This window comes from Streptomyces cavernae, assembly GCF_004023625.1.
GTDB lineage: Bacteria > Actinomycetota > Actinomycetes > Streptomycetales > Streptomycetaceae > Streptomyces > Streptomyces cavernae.
In genome coordinates, this window is sequence record NZ_RPDJ01000008.1 from 218,082 (window position 1) to 235,127 (window position 17,046).

19 protein-coding genes, 1 pseudogene and 1 riboswitch are annotated in these 17,046 nt (G+C 71.6%); of the genes and pseudogenes, 13 read left to right on the forward strand and 7 right to left on the reverse strand.

Annotated features, from left to right (window positions below):
* Positions 1-74: 74 nt before the first annotated feature.
* Together EF387_RS21145 and EF387_RS21150 are read left to right on the forward strand one after the other, a co-directional pair.
* Positions 75-2,090 carry an NADPH-dependent 2,4-dienoyl-CoA reductase gene (locus tag EF387_RS21145; RefSeq protein WP_128378159.1) on the forward strand — a complete coding sequence of 672 codons (2,016 nt, stop codon included), beginning with the start codon at positions 75-77 and terminating at the stop codon, positions 2,088-2,090.
* A 31-nt stretch (positions 2,091-2,121) separates the two neighbouring features.
* Entirely contained in the window at positions 2,122-2,664 is a 543-nt protein-coding gene (locus EF387_RS21150; RefSeq protein WP_128378160.1) for a PadR family transcriptional regulator, read from the forward strand.
* Positions 2,665-2,683: 19 nt separating this feature from the next.
* On the opposite strand, the gene EF387_RS46730 is transcribed toward EF387_RS21150, so the two are convergent.
* Entirely contained in the window at positions 2,684-3,211 is a 528-nt protein-coding gene (locus EF387_RS46730; protein ID WP_155589775.1) for a hypothetical protein, read from the reverse strand.
* A gap of 452 nt (positions 3,212-3,663) precedes the next feature.
* Between EF387_RS46730 and EF387_RS21160 the strand changes: the two genes are divergently transcribed.
* The gene (locus tag EF387_RS21160; RefSeq protein WP_238431627.1) at positions 3,664-4,335 is read left to right on the forward strand and encodes a glycoside hydrolase family 75 protein; all 672 of its coding nucleotides are present in this window, start codon (positions 3,664-3,666) and stop codon (positions 4,333-4,335) included.
* Between the two features lie 250 nt (positions 4,336-4,585).
* Here EF387_RS21160 and EF387_RS21165 read toward each other — a convergent pair whose 3' ends face one another.
* The 5 genes and pseudogenes from EF387_RS21165 to EF387_RS21190 all read right to left on the reverse strand — a co-directional run bounded on the left by EF387_RS21165 (position 4,586) and on the right by EF387_RS21190 (position 8,144).
* Complete coding sequence (locus EF387_RS21165; RefSeq protein ID WP_128378163.1) at positions 4,586-5,002, reverse strand: PTS-dependent dihydroxyacetone kinase phosphotransferase subunit DhaM; 417 nt, start codon at positions 5,000-5,002, stop codon at positions 4,586-4,588.
* The gene (gene dhaL, locus EF387_RS21170) at positions 4,995-5,594 is read right to left on the reverse strand and encodes a dihydroxyacetone kinase subunit DhaL (RefSeq protein ID WP_128378164.1); all 600 of its coding nucleotides are present in this window, start codon (positions 5,592-5,594) and stop codon (positions 4,995-4,997) included. The genes EF387_RS21165 and dhaL overlap by 8 nt, the downstream gene beginning before the upstream one ends.
* Positions 5,595-5,630: 36 nt before the next feature.
* Positions 5,631-6,623 (reverse strand): dihydroxyacetone kinase subunit DhaK, encoded by a 993-nt coding sequence (gene dhaK / locus EF387_RS21175; protein WP_128378165.1) that lies wholly within the window; start codon positions 6,621-6,623, stop codon positions 5,631-5,633.
* A gap of 681 nt (positions 6,624-7,304) precedes the next feature.
* Positions 7,305-7,436 (reverse strand): annotated as a pseudogene (locus tag EF387_RS48430) (RNA polymerase subunit sigma-24); the annotation flags it as partial.
* Between the two features lie 162 nt (positions 7,437-7,598).
* Entirely contained in the window at positions 7,599-8,144 is a 546-nt protein-coding gene (locus EF387_RS21190; RefSeq protein WP_128378166.1) for a hypothetical protein, read from the reverse strand.
* A 182-nt stretch (positions 8,145-8,326) separates the two neighbouring features.
* Here EF387_RS21190 and EF387_RS21195 point away from each other — a divergent pair, with 182 nt between their 5' ends.
* The 8 genes from EF387_RS21195 (at position 8,327) to EF387_RS21230 (ending at position 14,438) form a co-directional block, all read left to right on the forward strand.
* Positions 8,327-9,385, forward strand: a complete 1,059-nt coding sequence (locus EF387_RS21195) for a YihY/virulence factor BrkB family protein (protein ID WP_128378167.1) — start codon at positions 8,327-8,329, stop codon at positions 9,383-9,385.
* A 111-nt stretch (positions 9,386-9,496) separates the two neighbouring features.
* Complete coding sequence (locus EF387_RS21200) at positions 9,497-10,045, forward strand: phosphatase PAP2 family protein (protein ID WP_128378168.1); 549 nt, start codon at positions 9,497-9,499, stop codon at positions 10,043-10,045.
* A 246-nt stretch (positions 10,046-10,291) separates the two neighbouring features.
* On the forward strand, positions 10,292-10,981 hold the full coding sequence (locus EF387_RS21205; protein WP_128378169.1) for a GAF and ANTAR domain-containing protein: 690 nt from the start codon (positions 10,292-10,294) through the stop codon (positions 10,979-10,981).
* Positions 10,982-11,111: 130 nt separating this feature from the next.
* Positions 11,112-11,531, forward strand: coding sequence for a CBS domain-containing protein (locus tag EF387_RS21210; RefSeq protein WP_128378295.1), 420 nt, complete (start codon positions 11,112-11,114; stop codon positions 11,529-11,531).
* Positions 11,532-11,609: 78 nt separating this feature from the next.
* Positions 11,610-11,837 carry a DUF6480 family protein gene (locus tag EF387_RS21215; RefSeq protein ID WP_128378170.1) on the forward strand — a complete coding sequence of 76 codons (228 nt, stop codon included), beginning with the start codon at positions 11,610-11,612 and terminating at the stop codon, positions 11,835-11,837.
* 219 nt (positions 11,838-12,056) lie between these two features.
* Positions 12,057-12,638: a TetR/AcrR family transcriptional regulator gene (locus EF387_RS21220; RefSeq protein WP_128378171.1), complete on the forward strand. Its 582-nt coding sequence runs from the start codon at positions 12,057-12,059 to the stop codon at positions 12,636-12,638.
* Complete coding sequence (locus tag EF387_RS21225; protein WP_128378172.1) at positions 12,635-13,984, forward strand: MFS transporter; 1,350 nt, start codon at positions 12,635-12,637, stop codon at positions 13,982-13,984. Before EF387_RS21220 ends, EF387_RS21225 begins: the two co-directional genes overlap by 4 nt.
* A 61-nt stretch (positions 13,985-14,045) precedes the next feature.
* A complete protein-coding gene (locus EF387_RS21230; protein ID WP_128378173.1) occupies positions 14,046-14,438 on the forward strand; it encodes a four-helix bundle copper-binding protein in 393 nt (130 codons plus the stop codon).
* 501 nt (positions 14,439-14,939) lie between these two features.
* On the opposite strand, the gene EF387_RS21235 is transcribed toward EF387_RS21230, so the two are convergent.
* Positions 14,940-15,509 carry a histidine phosphatase family protein gene (locus tag EF387_RS21235; protein ID WP_128378174.1) on the reverse strand — a complete coding sequence of 190 codons (570 nt, stop codon included), beginning with the start codon at positions 15,507-15,509 and terminating at the stop codon, positions 14,940-14,942.
* A gap of 106 nt (positions 15,510-15,615) precedes the next feature.
* Positions 15,616-15,767, forward strand: a riboswitch (cobalamin riboswitch).
* A 38-nt stretch (positions 15,768-15,805) separates the two neighbouring features.
* On the opposite strand from EF387_RS21235, the gene EF387_RS21240 reads away from it, so the two are divergent.
* On the forward strand, positions 15,806-16,033 hold the full coding sequence (locus tag EF387_RS21240; RefSeq protein WP_128378175.1) for a CbtB domain-containing protein: 228 nt from the start codon (positions 15,806-15,808) through the stop codon (positions 16,031-16,033).
* A 25-nt stretch (positions 16,034-16,058) separates the two neighbouring features.
* On the forward strand, positions 16,059-16,823 hold the full coding sequence (locus tag EF387_RS21245; RefSeq protein ID WP_128378176.1) for a CbtA family protein: 765 nt from the start codon (positions 16,059-16,061) through the stop codon (positions 16,821-16,823).
* Positions 16,824-17,046 lie beyond the last annotated feature (223 nt).

Consider the following 17,046-nt stretch of genomic DNA (forward strand, 5'->3'; position numbering starts at 1 on the left):
TTGTGCAACTAGTTGCATAAACGGGGCGGTGTCGTTTACAACAAAGGCAGACGACACCGCGCCCGGAGGCCCGCATGAGCCGTTACCCCCATCTCCTCAGCCCGCTCGACCTGGGCTTCACCACCCTCAGCAACCGCGTCCTCATGGGCTCCATGCACACCGGACTGGAGGAGGCCGAGCGCGGGTTCGAGCGGATGGCGGAGTTCTACGCCGCCCGGGCACGCGGGGGAGTGGGCCTGATCGTCACCGGCGGCATCGCGCCCAACGAGGCCGGACGCCCGTACGAGGGCGGTGCCAAGCTGACCACGGAGGCGGAAGCCGCGCGGCACACCCTCGTCACCGAGGCCGTGCACCGCGCGGGCGGGAAGATCGCGCTGCAGATCCTGCACTGCGGGCGGTACGCCTACCACCCCGGCCTGGTCGCGCCGAGCGCGCTGCAGGCACCCATCAGCCCCCATGTGCCGCACGCGCTCACCGACGCCGAGGTCGAGCGGACCGTCGACGACTACGCGCGCACCGCCAGGCTCGCCCGGCAGGCCGGCTACGACGGCGTCGAGATCATGGGCTCCGAGGGCTATCTGATCAACGAGTTCATCGCCGCCGGTACCAACCACCGCACCGACCGCTGGGGCGGCTCGTACGAGAACCGGATGCGCTTCCCCGTGGAGATCGTCCGCCGGGTGCGCGAGGCGGTCGGCGAGGACTTCATCGTCGTCTACCGGCTGTCGATGCTCGACCTGGTGCCCGGCGGCTCGTCGCTCGACGAGGTCATCACGCTCGCCAAGGCCGTGGAGGCCGCCGGGGCGACCATCATCAACACCGGCATCGGCTGGCACGAGGCCCGCATCCCCACCATCGCGACCTCTGTGCCGCGCGGCGCGTACACCTGGGTGACGAAGCGGCTCATGGGCGAGGTGTCCGTCCCGCTGGTGACCACCAACCGCATCAACACCCCGGAGTTGGCGGAGGAGTTGATCGCCGAGGGGCACGCGGACATGGTGTCCCTGGCCCGTCCGATGCTCGCCGACGCCGACTTCGTCGCCAAGGCCGAAGCGGGGCGGCCGGAGACGATCAACACCTGCATAGGCTGCAACCAGGCCTGCCTCGACCACACCTTCAGCGGAAAGATCACCTCCTGCCTGGTCAATCCGCGGGCCTGCCACGAGACCGAACTGGTCCTGTCACCGACCCGGCTGCGCAAGCGCGTCGCCGTGGTCGGCGCCGGACCCGCCGGACTCGCCTGTGCGGTCACCGCCGCCGAACGCGGCCACCACGTCACCCTCTACGACGCCGCACCCGAGATCGGCGGCCAGCTCAACGTCGCCCGAAAGGTCCCCGGCAAGCAGGAGTTCGACGAGACGCTGCGCTACTTCCGCAATCAGCTCCAACTGCACGGGGTGGACATCAAGTTGGGAACACGGGTGAGTGCGGACGGGCTCGGTGAATACGACGAGATCGTGCTCGCCACCGGCGTCGGACCACGTAACCCCGACATCCCCGGCGTCGAACACCCCCGCGTCCTCGGCTACCTGGACGTCCTGCGCGACGGCGCCCCGGTCGGTGACCGGGTGGCGGTCCTCGGCGCGGGCGGCATCGGCTTCGACGTCGCGGCGTACCTCACCGACGGCGGCGACCGGATCAGCGAGGACCCGGCCGCGTACTTCCGGCAGTGGGGCGTCGACACGGACTACCGCGCCCCCGGCGGCCTCACCGCACCCGAGCGGCCCGCGGCGCCGCGCACCGTCCACCTCCTGCAGCGCAAGACCTCCAAGGTCGGCGCCGGACTCGGCAAGACCACCGGCTGGATCCACCGCACCGAACTGGCACACCGTGGCGTCACCATGATCCCCGGCGTCCAGTACGACCGTATAGACGACGCCGGGCTGCACATCACCGTGGACGGGCGGAGCCAGGTCCTCCAGGTCGACACCATCGTGCTGTGCACGGGTCAGGAGCCGCACCGGGATCTCTACGACGAACTGGCCGCCGCAGGGCGCACGGCACACCTCATCGGTGGCGCGGACGTCGCCGCCGAACTGGACGCCAAGCGCGCCATCAAGCAGGGCACCGAGCTGGCTGCGATGCTCTGAGAGCCCGCGGGGGCCTGCCTAGGATGACCTCATGTCCCTCCCGCACGCGATCCTCACCGCCCTGCTCGAGAAGCCGTCGTCGGGGCTGGAGCTGACCCGCCGCTTCGACAGGTCCATCGGCTACTTCTGGTCGGCGACGCACCAGCAGATCTACCGCGAGCTCGGCAGACTGGAACGGGAGGCACACATCCGGGCGCTGCCCGCCGAGCAGCCGGCCCGGGGGCAGAAGAAGGTGTACGAGGTCCTGCCCGCGGGCCGCGCGGAACTCACCCGCTGGACGGCCGAGTCGCAGGACCCCAAGCCGCTGCGTGACGCGCTGCTCCTGCGGCTGCGCGCCGCGGCCGTGGTCGGCACGGCGGGCATCGAGTCCGATCTGCGCCGCCATCTCACTTTGCACCAGCGGCAGTTGGCGGAGTACGAGGAGATCCAGCGGCGTGACTTCCAGCCCGGCAAGGACACGCCGCAGGACCGCCTGCACCATCTGATCCTGCGCGCGGGCATCGACCTCGAGACGTTCTGGACACAGTGGCTGACCCGGGCGCTTCAGGAGTTGGAGGAACTGCCCGCGCAGTGAGCGGGCCTCGTGGTGGCCGTCAGAGCCGCTTGCGGTCGGCGCGGCGGCGCAGATGCCAGACCGTACCGGCGATGCTCGCGGCCACCAGCGCACCGCCCGCACCGTAGGTGAGGGCGCGGTAGTCCTTGCTGGCGCCGCCGACGCCGCCCATGACGCCGCGCGAGGGCGAGGGCGAGGACGTCCCGGAGACCGTCGGGTTGGAGAACGGGTTCACGGTGATCGACTGGGTACCGGCCGTGGTGCCGTTCCGGCAGACCACGACCACGGTGTAGGTGCCGGCGGGGACCCCGGTGAAGGCGGCGGTCTGTGTGGTGGCGCCCTGGGACAAAGCCGCCTGCCGGGGCCGGCTGTCCTGGCCCGCGGCGAGCAGTGAGGCCGTGCCGCCCGCCGAGGTGCAACTGGTGGTGCTGACCCGGACCGTGGTCCCACTCGTGTTCACGTTGATCTGGGAACCCCATGCGACGGCCGCCGGGGTGGCCATGACCAGAGGCAGTGCGGCGGCGGCCACGGTCAGCGCGGAGCGGACGGATATCGGAGTGGTACGCATGTGTCTGCCCTCCGGCGGCACGGTTGGCGGTGGGTCCGCCGCCGAGCTCGGGAAGCCCGTGCTGCCTCGCATCGAGCCAACGCTCACTCGCCCGCCGCCGCATGCGGGCCACCTCCGTGCAGGTGAACACGTTCCCGCGTCCGGGCGACAACGCGCGTGTCAGCGGGTCGTCGCCGACGGCTCCGGGAGTACCCGCCCCACGTGCCGTCGGGGCGCGGTTCCCCATCGCATGTGCACGCTGGGCGCGCCGCCCTCCGCCCGCCGCCCTCCGCCGTGACGCCGGTCGGGCGCCGAGGGGAGCCGGCCGTCCGGGCCGCCGTCCGGGTTGCGGGACACCGGCGGAAGCCGCGCATCAAGCCTCGTACGGCCCCCCAGTAGTGGACGCCGACACCGCACCGCACCAGATTGAGGTGAATGATCGCCAATGTCCCCCCACGAGAGGCTCCATGACCGTGCGTGTCCAGATGCTGAAGCTCGCCGTCGCCGGCGGCGTCCTGCTGATACCCGCCCTGGCACCACCCGGCGCGGCGGCTCACGAAGGAACCGTCCGCGCCGCGGATCTGCTGGCCAGGGTAAGGAGCTGTACGCCCCTGTCGCAGGGCCGCTACCGCAGTGACGTCGGCGCCCCCGCGGACATACCCGTCTGCGGAACCCGAGGGGTCGTCTTCTGGAAGGCCGACATGGACATCGACTGTGACGGGCGACCCGGCGCGCGCTGCAACGAGGACACCGACCCGTCCTTCACCCCCACCACCGCCTACCAGCAGTCCGACGGGCGGCACCTGAACGCGGAGCGGCTGCCGTTCGTCGTCGTCCCCGGTGTGAGCGGCATCTGGAACTACCGGGACCACGGCATCAGGGGCGGGACGGTGGCCGCCGTCATATACGGCGACCAGGTGCGGTACGCGGTGGTGGGCGACGTCGGCCCCACCGGCATCATCGGCGAGGCCTCCTACGCCACCGCCCGCGCCCTCGGTATCAACCCCGACCCGCGCCGCGGCGGCACTCCCTCCGGCGTCACCTACCTGCTCTTCAAGGACTCCCGGGCACGCCCTATAGAGGACCATGAGGTGGCCGTGGCGGAGGGGGAGCGGCTGGCGAGAGCGTTCCTTCGGCGGAGCTGACGCGCTTTCTGCGCAGGAGTCCGTGCGGACCGCGGTGCCGGACCGCGGTGCCGGACCGCGAGTGGCGGATCGCGAGGGCGGACCGCGGGTGCCTGGCCGCGGGGTGCGGCCCGGCACCCGCGGCCCGGCCGCCGATGCGTTCCGTTCTTCGTGGTGGGGTGCGGGCACCGCGTGACCTACGCGATTCGCCCCGCGTTCGCGAAGGTCGTTCTTGGCTGAGCGCCACGCCCCTCAGGGCGCGCTCTCGATCTCACACCTTCCGGTAGGAGTAGGCCTCCGACGCCGCGGCCTCCACGGTCTCCAGGTCCGCGCCCGCCGACGCCGTGACCACGGCCGCCACGGCGCCCTCCACGAACGGTGCGTCCACCAGCCGGGTGCGGTCGGGCAGTTCGTCGCCCTCGGCGAGCAGTGCCTTGACCGTGAGGACGGCGCTGCCCAGGTCGGTGAGGACGGCGACACCGGCGCCGCGGTCCACCGAGGCGGCCGCCGCCGAGATCAGTTCGGCGCTGGTGCCGAGCCCGCCGTCCTCGGTGCCGCCCGCGGGCGCGACCGGAGCGGTCGGGCCGCCGCCCGCCAGCCCGGTCGCCAGCTCGGCCACGGCCGCGGCCACCGCGGCGCTGTGCGAGACGAGCACGACGCCCACTCGCTGCTCGCCGGCGTCACTCATCGGCCACCTCCGCGAGTGCCGCGATCAGCAGGGCGGAGGAGGTCGCCCCCGGATCCTGGTGACCGATGCTGCGCTCGCCCAGATAGCTCGCCCGGCCCTTGCGGGCCTGCAGCGGTGTCGTGGCCAGCGCGCCCTCCTCGGCCGCCGAACGCGCCGCCGCGAAGGACTCGGCGAGCGCGTCCACGGCGGGCACCAGTGCGTCGACCATCGTCTTGTCGCCCGGTGTCGCACCCCCGAGAGTCATCACCGCGTCCACCCCCGCCCGCAGTGCCTCGGCCAGTTGCTCCGGACTGACCTCCGTGGCGTCCCCCAGCGCCTTGCCCGTACGCCGCAGCAAGGTCCCGTAGAGCGGGCCCGACGCCCCGCCCACCGTGGAGATCAACTGGCGTCCGGCGAGGGTGAGGACGGCGCCCGGGGTGCCGGGAGTCTCCTTCTCCAGCGCGGCGGTCACCGCCTTGAACCCGCGGTGCAGATTGGTGCCGTGATCGGCGTCGCCGATCGGTGAGTCCAGCGCGGTGAGCCGGTCCGCCTCACGGTCGACGGATGCGGCGGACGTCGTCATCCAACGGCGGAAGAACTCGGCGTCGAGCACGGAATCTCCTTGCCTGGTAGGAATGTTGACCGTCTCTCACATGCCCCAGCGCAGCCCGGGCGTGCGGACCGGTGCGTCGTAGAGCCGCAGCAGGTCCTCGTCGATCTGACAGAGCGTCACGGACGCGCCCGCCATGTCGAGCGAGGTGACGTAGTTGCCGACCAGCGTGCGGGCCACCGCCACACCGCGCTCGGCCAGCACCCGGTGCACCTCCGCGTTGAACCCGTACAGCTCCAGCAACGGCGTCCCGCCCATCCCGTTGACCAGAAGCAACACCGGGTTCCGGGGATTGAGGTCTTCCAGGATCGCGTTCACCGCGAAGTCCGCGATCTCGCCCGCGGTCATCATCGGGCGCCGCTCCCGGCCCGGTTCGCCGTGGATGCCGATGCCCAGTTCCAGTTCTCCGGGCGGCAGATCGAAGGTGGGGGCGCCCTTGGCGGGTGTGGTGCAGGCGCTCAGCGCCACACCGAAGGTGCGGGAGTTCTCGTTGACCTGCCGGGCCAGCGCCTCCACACGCTCCAGCGGCAGCCCCTCCTCGGCCGCCGCGCCCGCGATCTTCTCCACGAAGAGGGTGGCGCCCGTGCCGCGCCGGCCGGCGGTGTAGAGGCTGTCGGTGACGGCCACGTCGTCGTTGACCAGTACCTTCGCGATCTGGATTCCCTCGTCCTCGGCGAGTTCCGCCGCCATGTCGAAGTTCAGTACGTCACCGGTGTAGTTCTTCACGATGAAGAGCACGCCCGCACCGCTGTTCACGGCCGCCGCCGCCCGCAGCATCTGGTCCGGCACGGGAGAGGTGAACACCTCACCGGGGCATGCCGCCGACAGCATCCCGGCGCCGACGAATCCGCCGTGCAGCGGTTCGTGCCCGGAGCCGCCGCCCGAGACGAGACCCACCTTCCCGCTCACCGGCGCGTCCCGCCGAACGACCACCCGGTTGTCCACATCCACGGTCAGTTCGGGATGGGCCGCCGCCATTCCCCGCAGTGCGTCCGCGACCACGGTCTCCGCGACGTTGATCAGCATTTTCATAGCTGTCTCCTAGGGATCTTGCCAGTCGGGCCTCTGAGCTGTCTTTTCGCTGGTCGGACACGGTGGCTTCAATTGTTGATCTTGGCGGTCCGTAGCGGTCGGAAACGGGTTTCGGCGATACCGGTGCCGACTCGATGCTGACTTCGGTGACGGTGTGTCAGGTGCCTGGCGGTTGTTGTGCGCGTCTGGGACGGAGCGGAGCCCTGATATCGCCAGTATCGACCTTGCGCCAGCAACCGTCACGCGCGCGGAGGGGCTCCGCGTGCTCTCCGTCTTCGTAGGGCTGCTCTGCGTCGTGCGGAGCACCGCAAGGGCGCCGCTGGACAGCGCGACGGACATCCGGGCATCCCCTGGACAGGACGCACCACCGTCACCGGCGGATCGTCCTCGGATGACGGCGAGGGAAGCGGGGGCCCCACACAGCGGCCTTCCTGCCGGTCGGGGCGGGGCATCCGGATGACCGCGGTCCCTCCGGCCAGATCCGCCCCATGCTTTCAGTATCCCGAGCCACGGCCCGCCGGTGCTCAGGCTTCGATTGCATGCGCTCAGGGTTCGTCGTCACACGGCAAGGTCTGCGCAGGCTGAGGTGCACGCCTGAACACCGGGAGCGGGACTGGCCGCGCGGTGTCGCTGCAGGGCCGCCGCAGCCGGACTGAGCCGGCAGCAGGAAGGCCTCGGGCCTCAGCGGCGCAGGGTGGTCTCCCGCTCCAGATGCGACAGCTTCGCCGGATTGCGCACGGCGTAGAGCCCGGAGACGAGGCCGTCGTCGATGCGCGGCGCGATGACGGTGTCGATCTCGCCGTGCAGCCGGACGTCTGGTCGCCCTGATCAACGCGGCCACACGGATGAACGTGCTCGTGCACAACCCGGGGGCTCGTACGAGCCCGGCATGTTCGCCAGGACATCGAGCTGACCCGCTGGTGAAACGCGGCCCGTCCTGCTCATGGGCTCGCTCGGTGCCGCGGGCGTACCGCGTCACAGGCTCGTCAGCACCTGCGGGGACAAGGTCTTGATCATGGTGTTGGTCCAGCGCATCTGGCGCAGTGTCTGTGGATGACAGGCGGCGGAGAGACTGAGCAGCCGGCCGTCCTTCCGCGCCTGGGCGAGCTGAGCCAGCATTTCCCAGTGCAGTGAGTTCTCCGTGGCCATGAGGTGCAGCTCGCGCAGGTCCCGCAGGAGCAGCAGACCGGGAGGCGGGCGGTGGCCGGCCGTCTCCCCTGCCGGCTCCTCCGCCACCACCCCCGCCGGCTCCACCGAGTCCTCCGCGGCCTGCCTCCTCGGCGTCGGCGGCGCGAAGCCTCCCTCGGACGTGGCATCGGGCGGGGCGCCGAGGTGTACACCGTGGTCCGCCGCGGTGTCGGCCAGGCGCCGGACGTGTTCCCGCGACCAGCCGGCGAGGTCGGTGGCGACATGATGGATCTCGTGCTCGGAGCGGTGGCGCTCCGAGACGTCCAGGAGTTCCTCGGCCAGGTTCCGCTCACCCTGGTGCAAGGTCCGCAGAGCCAGGTCTATGCCGTTCACGCGGTGCCTCCCCTTGTGCTCCCGGCGGCCCTTGTGCTCCCATGGCCCGCCGCCGGCCTCGACCCCGTCCTTGGCCACGTCCTTGGCCCCGGCCCCGTACGACGTTTCGGGGACGGTTCGACGGTTGACGCCTCGTCGGAATCCCTGGGTTGGACACGGCGCGCCCCGGATACCCGGGCGTGATGGTACGGACGACGAAACGGCTTGGCGGACACGGCGGTGCCGTTGCCGCGGGCCACGAGGACGAAGCCGCGCGGGCCGGAGCCGGGCCTGACGAGCAGGTGGAACGACGGGCGCCGGACGAGCCCGGCCAGCTGCCCGGGCGGTCCTGGGCAGCGGCGTTGAAAGGCACACTCAAGGAATTCAAGGACGACGAACTGACCGACCGGGCCGCGGCGCTGACCTACTACGGGATCTTGTCGGTGTTCCCGGCGCTGCTGGTGCTCGTCTCGCTGCTCGGGGTCGCCGGTCAGTCGGCGACGCAACAGGTGCTGGACAACATCCAGAACCTCGCCCCGGGCTCTGCGCGAGACGTCATCGGCAACGCGGTGCGGCAGCTGCGGGGGAACGCCGGCACCGGCTCGGCCATGGCCGTCGTCGGCCTGCTGCTGGCGGTGTGGTCGGCGTCCGGCTACGTCGCGGCGTTCATCCGCACCTCGAACGCCGTCTACGACATCCCGGAAGGCCGCCCGGTGTGGAAGGTGCTGCCGGTCCGCGTCGGGGTGACGGTCGTGCTGATGGTCCTCGCCGTGATCAGCGCGCTGATCGTCGTGTTCACCGGCGGTCTGGCCAGGCAGGCCGGCGCCGCTCTGGGCATCGGCGACGCCGCACTGACGGCGTGGTCGATCGCGAAGTGGCCGGTGCTCGTGGTCCTGGTCACGCTCATGATCGCGATCCTTTACTGGGCGGCACCGAACGCCAAGGTGCGCAGCTTCCGCTGGATCACGCCCGGCAGTTTCCTGGCACTGGTGATCTGGATGATTGCCTCGGCCGGTTTTGCGTTCTACGTGGCGAACTTCGCCTCGTACAACAAGACTTACGGGACCCTCGCCGGTGTCATCGTCTTTCTGGTGTGGTTGTGGATCACGAATCTGGCGATCCTGCTCGGCCTGGAGTTCGACGCCGAGACGGCTCGTCAGCGCGCTGTCGCCGGCGGTCACCCGGATGACGAGGAGCCGTACGTGCAGCCGCGCGACACCCGCAAGTGGGACGAGGAGGACCGCCGCCGCCTCGATTCCTGATGGGGCGGGGCCCTGGCCGTGGCGCCATGGGTCCTTCCCCAGGTCCCGGGCACGGAGCCCGGCTCGGCCACGGTGGTGTCCGAGCCGGGCCTCGAGGGAAAGTCGCTGGTCATGAGAAGAGTGGTGGATCTGCGCGAGATGGATCGCCGGCTGGCCAGGCGGGCGATCTCGTGGAACGCGCCGTGGACGCGACGCGTGCTGCCTGCGGTGGAGGAGGCAGCCGAGCACACCAAGCTGTGGTGCGCCGCGGCCGTCGTCATGGCGGCCGCCGGAGGATGGCGCGGCCGTGTGGCCGCCGCGGTGGGGACGGGCGCCATGACGGTGGCGCAGGTGCTGTCCAACGCGGTCGCCAAGCAGCTCTGCAGCAGACATCGTCCGCCGGAGGACTGGGTCCCGCCGGAAGACTTGGATGACCGCCCGGACAGCTCCTCCTTTCCCTCGGGGCACACGGCCGCCGCCTGCGCCTTCACCGGAGCGGTGGCATCGGTGTGGCCGGCCGCCGGGGCCGCTTGTGCGGTGCCCGCGGTGATGGTGGCCGTGGAGCGGGTGCACAGTGGCGCGCACTATCCCACCGACGTGGCCGCCGGCTGCGCCATCGGTCTCGCCGCGGCCACCCTGGTCCGGGCCGCACCACGGCTGCTGTGGCGACACGCGTTCTGACGGGCGCCACCATCTGTAACCCACCTGTCGCTGTCCGTGACTCGTCTGTCGTCAACCGTCATCAGCTGTCGCCACCGTCCTCACCGGGCACGGTCCCACGCCGTTCCCGTGCTGCCGGGCGGGCCGGACCGGTGGGCCGGAAGTGTGAGGCCGGGTGCGCAGCGGCGCAGCAGACCGAAGGGACGGGAGAGACGGTGGAAAGGGTGGGTAGGCGGCCTACCCGACGTGTGGGAGGTGGGAGACGGTATGGACTGGCGGGGATTCGCGCTGCGGATGGCAGACATGGCGCGGGACCTGCTGGCGCAAGAGTCGGTCGATGCGACGCTGGCGCGGATCACAGGCTCGGCCACCGAGCTGGTGGAGGGCTGTGACGCCTCCGGCGTGCTCATCCTGCGCGGCAGGAAGGTGGACACACTCGCGCCCACCAGTCAACTGGTCGTCGACAGTGACCAGTTGCAGGAGCGGCTCGGGGAGGGGCCCTGCTTCGACGCCGTCTCCTCGTCCGCGAGGGGAGGGGTGTTCCGTATCGCCGACCTCACCCGGGAGCAGACCCGCTGGCCCGCCTACGCCTCGCGGGCTGTCGCACTGGGCGTGGGCAGCATGATGGGCTTCCTGCTGTTCACCGAGGAGGAGGATCTGGGCGCGCTGAACCTGTACTCCCGCAGGCCCGGGGCTTTCACCGAGGCCAGTGAGATGGCCGGTTGGCTGCTGGCCTCCCATGCCGCCGTGGCCTTCTCCAGCGCTCGCGCGCACGCCCAGTTGGAGCAGGCCATCGCCACCCGGCACACCATCGGTGAGGCCATGGGCATCCTCATGGGCAGCCACCACCTCACGGAGGAGCAGGCATTCGACGTCCTGCGCCGCTACTCGCAGGAGAACAACGTCAAACTCCGGGAGGTCGCCCGCCGGGTCTGCGAACAGGGCAGTCTCTTCTGATCCCCGCGCGTACGGCGAACCGGAGGAGGAGACCGTCTGCCGAGGACGACGTGGATTTTCCCTCCTTTGGGTACCCGGCCGCCGAGCGGCGGTGGCAGGCATCGCCCCGGTACAGGGAGGAATGAACACAATGGCCCAGCACGTACGCGAGGTCATGACCATGGAGCCGGTGACGGTCGAACCGCGGACGTCGGTGACGACGGTGGCCCGAATGATGAGGGACGAGAACATCGGTGCCGTCCTGGTGACCGAGGGCGACCGGCTGCGAGGACTGGTCAGCGACCGCGACCTGGTGGTCCGGGCGGTCGCCGAGGGCGGCGACCCGGATCAGACCACCGTGGCCCGCGCGTGCAGCGAGGACCTGGTCACGGTGGGCCCCGACGACGACGTGGACCGCGCGGTCGAGCTGATGCGTGAGCACTCCGTCCGTCGGATCCCGGTCGTCGAGGAAGGGCATCCGGTCGGCATCGTCTCCATCGGTGACCTGGCCATGGAACGCGATCCCGGGTCGGCGCTCGGCGACATCAGCGCGGCGCGGCCCAACCAGTGACACCCGTGAAGCGCCGCCGGTGACGCCGGGAGGCATGCTCCGGCGGTCGCCGACGGCGGCAACCCTGAGGAGTACGCCATGACCACTCCTGATCCCGAGCCGCGAAGTACCCCTGGGCTCGAACCGGGAGGCGGGGTGCCACCAGGTGAGACCCCGCCCGGCGAGGGGGGTACCTCCGGCATCTCCCATCCGGAGCCGCCGGAGCTGCGCAAGGGCTGGGGCCCGATGCCGCTCGCCCTGATCCTGCTGGTGGTGGCCCTGATCGCGATCGGACTGCTCGCCATGGCGGTGGCCCTGATCGTCTGAGAGCTCCGAACAAAGGGGGCCCGGCTCGCGGCGTCCGGCACGCAACCCCCAAGTTCTCGGTTCGCTCGAACGGGGGACCGCATACCGCGTTGTCTGAAGCCCCTGGTAGCTCCATGGTCAACGACCGCCCGTTGCCTGCCTGTTGATCCTTTCCCGCAGGAGTAGACACTGTCAACCCAAAGGGTAGACAGTGTCTACTCCTGCTGTTAGACAGGGGTCATGGATGATCGGGAAACCCCGGACCGGGAAGCGGGACTGCGGCAGCGGTTGGTCGCGGTCGGCGTGGAACTGGTGACCACCGAGGGCATGCAGGCGCTGTCGTTGCGGGAGATCGCCCGCCGGGCCGGGGTGTCGCACGGAGCGCCGCGCCGGCACTTCCCCACACACCTCGAGCTGTTGTCCGCCATCGCCCGCGAAGGCTTCGCCGAGCTGGCCGCCCGGGCGACCGCGACCGGCGACGAGCCCGACCCGCGCGCCCGGCTCACGGCGCTGGCGCACGCTTATGTCGACTTCGCCCTGGCCAACCGCGGCATGTACGAGCTGATGTTCCGCCACGATCTGCTGGAGAGCGACCGCCTCGGCCTGCGGGAGACCAGCCTGCCGCTCTTCCGGCTGCTCGGTGAGCTGATCACCCGTGTCCGTCCCGACGCCGACGCCGCGGTCGTCGCGGGCGCACTCTGGGCGAACCTGCACGGCATCGCCCAGCTCTGGAACTGGCGCAGCCTCCAGCTGCCCACCGGAGCCGACGACGTGCGACCGCTGGTCTCGGCCGCGCTCGAGGCCCATCTGGGGCCCGCGTGAGGCTCACTCTCGTCTGCAGCGTCACCGGCGCCGTCATCGTCGCCCTGGACGGCACCGTGCTCAGCGTCGTCCAGCCCGCCCTCCAGCGCGATCTGGACGCCTCCGTCACCCAGGTCCAGTGGACCAGCACCGGCTACCTCATCGCGGTGGCGAGTCTGCTCGTCCTCGCCGGCCGCCTGGGCGACCGGTACGGACACCTGCGGATCTTCGCCATCGGCATGCTCGGCTTCGGAGCCGCCTCGGCCGGGATCGGCCTCGCACCCGGCATCGGCTGGGTGATCGGCCTGCGCGTGGCTCAGGGCGTCTTCGGCGCGCTGCTGCAGCCGGCCACGCTCGGCATGCTGCGTGCCGCGTATCCGCCGGACCGGCTCGGCACGCCCATCGCCCTGCGTACCAGTGCCATCGGCGTCGCGGCGGCGGCCGGTCCGCTGGTCGGCGGCGCGCTCGCGACCCCGTTCGGGTGGCGCTCGGTGTTCTGGCTGAACGTGGTGCCGGCGGTGGTCCTGGGCGCTCTCGCGCTCGCCCTCGCGCGGGAGGCGCGGGTGGCGCCCGACCGCGGTGGCGCCCCGCGGGTGGGGCTCGATCTGCCCGGAGCGGGACTGCTCGCGATCACGTCGGCGGGCCTGGTCCACGCCCTCGCCGGGGCGTCCGGCACAGGCTGGCCGACGGCCGCGGGCACGGCCCTCACGGTCATCGCCGGAGCCGCGTTCGTACGCCACCTGCGGCGCACACCGGACCCCCTCGTCCCGCCCGCGGTGCTGCGGTCAGGCACCGTCGCCGCGGCCTTGGCCGTGCTCGTCGCCGCCTCCGCGGCGATGTTCGGGACGCTGTTCGTGGCCACGTACTTCCTGCAGGACGTCCTCGGCCTCGACCCGCTGCGGACCGCTCTGTGGGGGCTTCCCGGGCCCGCGATGATGGTGCTGGGCGCTCCCCTCGCCGCCGTGTCGGCACGCCGCCACGGCCCCCGGCGGACGGTCGGCGGCGGGATGGTGCTGCTGGCCCTGGGCATCGGACTGTTCGCAGGGCTCGACCGGACGGCGACGGCTCCCGCCGTCGGCGCCTGCTTCGTCCTGATCGGCGCCGGGTTCGGCGCCGTGATGATGACCGCGACGGCCGTCGTCGTACGGCATGCCGCGGTTGCCCACGCCGGGGTGGCGGGCGGACTGCAGCAGACGGCCATGAACATCGGCCCGATGCTCGGCGTCGCCGCCGCGACCGCCCTCATGGCCCGCGAGGCGAACGGTGCCGCCGGATCCCCGCTGCTGCCCCTCGCGGCGGTCGCCGCCCTCGGCGCGTTCCTCGCGATCCGGCTCCCGGCGCCCGTCCTGCCCGAGCGGGACCCCTGAAGGTCCTGGTTTGGCCCACAATGCCGCGGCTACCCGTGCGGGCAGAAAGGAGACGGGCCCTGTGACATCCGCGGCGAACCAGAACCAGACAACCGATCAGCAGGTCCTCATCCGCTTCCTTGAGGACCGCTTTGCCTGTGCTCAGGCCTGCAGCGAGTGCGCACGGGTCTGCGCCCTGCGTGCGAGCCACGCCGACCCGGACGGACCGCCCGACCAGGAGCGGCTCCGCCGCAAGGCCATCCTGTGCACCGAGGTCTGCGACGCGACCTGTCGCCTGCTCTCCGAGGAGAGCCGCCAGGACGAGACCGGCATCCGACTCCAGGTCGAGTGGTGCCGGACCATGTGCCTCGAGTGCGCGCAGGCGTGCGACGGGTACGTGGACGCGGCGGACTGCGCCGCGGCGTGCCGGGCGTGCGCGCGGGCGTGCACGGACTTTCTCGCGACGCTGAACTGACGCGTGCGCCGCGCCTGCGCGTGGCGTGACTGACACGTGCACACAGCTGGGAAGCTGCTGCGCGGCTCGGACGGGCTGCGTGGCCCCGGGCTGTGTGGCTGGGACGGGCTGCGTGGCGTGGCTCGGAAGGGCTGAGTGGCCTCGGGCTGCGGGGCTTGGACGGGCTGCGTGGCCGCCGGGAACTGCCGCCTGGCGGGGACGGCGGGCTGCGTGGGCCGCGGCCTGTGGCGGCGGCTGCGCGGCCGAGGTGGAGGCTGCGCGGCTCCGACGGCGGCTGCACGGCTGCACGACGGGCCGGGCGGGGGTGCACCACTCCCGGCCCTTCCGCGGCCGTTTGCGCGGCAGCCGGCCCCGGGCGCAGCGGTGGGCCCTGGGTGTGTGGCAATCGGCCCTGGGCGCGGAAGCGGCCCAGGGCCGCCACTGGCCCTGGGCGCGGCAGCCGGCCCTGAGCGGCGCGGCCAGTCGCCGCGGCGGGCGGCTGCGCCGGCGAACCCCGCGTCCTCAACCACGCGGCCCCAGCGGCACCCCCACCCGCAGATTCCACCTTCCCATCCGCCCGCTGAGCTCCGTCATCGTCAGCGGCGGCACGTCGATCCGCCAGAACGCCTGCCCGGGAGCTCCCAGGACGTGCACGGCCGCGGCGCGTACGACCTCCGGTTCCACGACCGCCACCGTCCTGGCCGAGGCGTCCGCGAGGTCGTCCAGCCAGCGCGCCACACGAGTGCACAGCTCCTGCACCGACTCCCCGCCGTGGGGGGCGGCCGTCGGGTCGGCGAGCCAGGCCGCGACCGACTCCGGTTCCCCGGCCCCCACTTCGGCCAGCGTCCTGCCGCGCCAGCGCCCCACCGCGAGTCCGGCCGGTGCGGGCGGGGACGCCGGGTCCAGCGCCAACGCCTCGGCCGTTTCCCGGCAGCGCGCCGTGGGGGAGGTGAACGACCGGTCCGCGGCGGGTGGTTCGGCCGTACCGGCGGCCCGCAGTCCGGCGGGGTCCAGCGAGCACCCGTCATCGAATCGCGCTTCCCGCAGCGCCTTGTTGATCGCCGGTGAGATCAACATCACTCGGCTGTTCATAAGCCCCTCTCGCAGCTCAACACCCTTGTCCGCGGCCCCACTTGGCGGCGTGACCATGACACCCGTGCGCCCTACGCCGGTCCATGCGCCCTTGGCCACGCCCTCCGCTTCGCGGTACGGTCTCGTCGATATTGACGACGGCTCGGCGGAAGCCGGTGAGAATCCGGCACGGTCGCGCCACTGTAAGCCCGGTACGCACCACCCCACAGGGGCGATGCGCTCCGGGCAAGTCAGACCCGCTTCCGTCGTCCTGTGCACCACCGAGACGGGACGCGAGTTCCCCAGGAGGTCCTGCCATGGCGCAGTCCGTCGTCCAGCCGACCACAACCGCCGTTCCCACCGACGCCCCCGCCAAGCTCCCGATCGGCGCGATCGCCCCCTGGGCGGTCTTCTTCGGCGTCCTGATGCTGGTCCTGCTCTACTTCGTCGGCGCCGAGCAGGGCGCCACCGCGCTGGTCTCCGGCGAGGGCGTGCACGAATGGGTGCACGACGCCCGCCACCTGCTCGGCTTCCCGTGCCACTGACGGCGCGGCAGAAGCGAACGGGCTCATGAACTCCGTCACCGTCAGAAACCTCTTGGTGCGTGGCATGCTCGCGGGACTCGTCGCGGGCCTGCTCGCCCTGGTCGTCGCCTATTTCCTGGGCGAACCGCGTGTGGACGAGGCCATCGCGTTCGAGGAGGCGAACTCCCACGAACACGGCGGCACCGAAATCGTCAGCCGCACCATGCAGTCCACCGCCGGCCTGAGCACGGGTGTCCTCGTCTACGGGGTCGCGTTCGGCGGCATCGCCTCCCTCGCGTACTGCTTCGCGCTCGGCCGGATCGGCCGCTTCGGACCGCGCGCGAGCGCGCTGATGCTGTCGACCGCCGGACTGCTCGCGGTGTACGTCATCCCCTTCCTGAAGTACCCGGCCAATCCGCCCGCCGTCGGCAACCCCGACACCCTCGACCAGCGCACCACCCTGTACTTCCTGATGGTCGTGCTCGGTGTGTTGCTGGCCGTCGGCGCGGTGATCCTGGGCAAGCGCCTGGCACCGCGGCTGGGCAACTTCAACGCCACCATCGCGGCGGGCGCGTTCCTCGTCCTCGTCGTCGGTCTGGCGTACGCCTTCCTGCCGTCGTTCAACGAGGTGCCGGAGGGCTTCTCCGCCACCCTGCTGTGGCAGTACCGGCTGGCGGCCCTGGCCATCCAGGTGACCCTGTGGACCTCCTTCGGGCTGGTCTTCGGGTTCCTGGCCGAGCGGGTGCTCAACCCGCGCGCGGCCACCGAGGGCCGGTCGGCGGGTACGCGGCCGACTCCGGTCGCGCACTGAGCGGCCCCACAGCGGCCGATTCCCGTCACGTACCGAGCGAAGGGTCCCCGGAGCCACCGGGGACCCTTCGCCGTGCCGTCGTACGGTTACGGTGAGCGCCTCGCCTTCTGCCGGCAGCGCCATGATCGCGCAGGCAGCGCCATGATCGCGCGGACAGCCCCTGATCGTGTGGGCAGCGCGTGGCGGGGGCGCGGGGCATGGCGGGGCGCGGCGTATGGCCGGA

What these genes read in the sequence shown, in the direction of transcription:
- EF387_RS21145 (WP_128378159.1), top strand. Translation starts at nt 75, where the DNA reads ATGAGCCGTTACCCCCATCTCCTCAGCCCGCTCGACCTGGGCTTCACC.
- EF387_RS21150 (WP_128378160.1), top strand. Translation starts at nt 2,122, where the DNA reads ATGTCCCTCCCGCACGCGATCCTCACCGCCCTGCTCGAGAAGCCGTCG.
- EF387_RS46730 (WP_155589775.1), bottom strand. Translation starts at nt 3,211, where the DNA reads ATGCGTACCACTCCGATATCCGTCCGCTCCGCGCTGACCGTGGCCGCC.
- EF387_RS21165 (WP_128378163.1), bottom strand. Translation starts at nt 5,002, where the DNA reads ATGAGTGACGCCGGCGAGCAGCGAGTGGGCGTCGTGCTCGTCTCGCAC.
- dhaK (WP_128378165.1), bottom strand. Translation starts at nt 6,623, where the DNA reads ATGAAAATGCTGATCAACGTCGCGGAGACCGTGGTCGCGGACGCACTG.
- EF387_RS21195 (WP_128378167.1), top strand. Translation starts at nt 8,327, where the DNA reads ATGGTACGGACGACGAAACGGCTTGGCGGACACGGCGGTGCCGTTGCC.
- EF387_RS21200 (WP_128378168.1), top strand. Translation starts at nt 9,497, where the DNA reads ATGAGAAGAGTGGTGGATCTGCGCGAGATGGATCGCCGGCTGGCCAGG.
- EF387_RS21205 (WP_128378169.1), top strand. Translation starts at nt 10,292, where the DNA reads ATGGACTGGCGGGGATTCGCGCTGCGGATGGCAGACATGGCGCGGGAC.
- EF387_RS21210 (WP_128378295.1), top strand. Translation starts at nt 11,112, where the DNA reads ATGGCCCAGCACGTACGCGAGGTCATGACCATGGAGCCGGTGACGGTC.
- EF387_RS21215 (WP_128378170.1), top strand. Translation starts at nt 11,610, where the DNA reads ATGACCACTCCTGATCCCGAGCCGCGAAGTACCCCTGGGCTCGAACCG.
- EF387_RS21220 (WP_128378171.1), top strand. Translation starts at nt 12,057, where the DNA reads ATGGATGATCGGGAAACCCCGGACCGGGAAGCGGGACTGCGGCAGCGG.
- EF387_RS21235 (WP_128378174.1), bottom strand. Translation starts at nt 15,509, where the DNA reads ATGAACAGCCGAGTGATGTTGATCTCACCGGCGATCAACAAGGCGCTG.
- EF387_RS21240 (WP_128378175.1), top strand. Translation starts at nt 15,806, where the DNA reads ATGGCGCAGTCCGTCGTCCAGCCGACCACAACCGCCGTTCCCACCGAC.
- EF387_RS21245 (WP_128378176.1), top strand. Translation starts at nt 16,059, where the DNA reads ATGAACTCCGTCACCGTCAGAAACCTCTTGGTGCGTGGCATGCTCGCG.